This is a genomic window from Corynebacterium sp. HMSC072D12, from assembly GCF_001813925.1.
GTDB classification, from domain to species: domain Bacteria; phylum Actinomycetota; class Actinomycetes; order Mycobacteriales; family Mycobacteriaceae; genus Corynebacterium; species Corynebacterium aurimucosum.
Map to the genome: position 1 here is coordinate 1 of NZ_KV814408.1, position 521 is coordinate 521.

Sequence of the window (521 nt, forward strand, 5' to 3'; positions counted from 1 at the left end):
ATCAACCCATGTCAGCACTGACAGCCTTGACTGATGAAACCCTGGATTTTATCGACACCCTCCTGGCTGACTTCTTCACCCCTTCTAAGCCGAACCAAGCTTTTCCTACACGTAGTCAAATCAGGCGCAAAGTCCGCGTTATTTGTAAAACCCTGGATGATTCCATCGCCTACCAAGATACCCGGCCTAAAGATACGTACCGGTTTTCTTCTAACGGCACCTCTGCCTGGCTGGAACTGCAGGTTGGGGAAGACACCGGCATTAAACTCGATGCCTTCATCCACCAGACCGCCGCCAAGGAAGACATCACTGTCGCTGAGGCAGTCATCAAACTGCTTTCCGGTGAGATAAAGCCACCAGCTACCGTGGTGCTCCACACCTACCAGGCCTGCGATATTGAGGATGCACCGACCTTTATTGAAGGCTTCGGCTGGCGAGCTGAGCCCATGCCACATGACAAGATGCGGGATTTAACCGAAGAGATAAAAGAGGCCGATGGCTACCAGCCAGGAATCATCATG

Annotated in this window: 1 pseudogene; it reads left to right on the forward strand. The window is 52.2% G+C overall.

The features are described from left to right. Nucleotides 1-26: 26 nt before the first annotated feature. Nucleotides 27-521: pseudogene (locus tag HMPREF2943_RS07450) on the forward strand (HNH endonuclease); the annotation flags it as partial.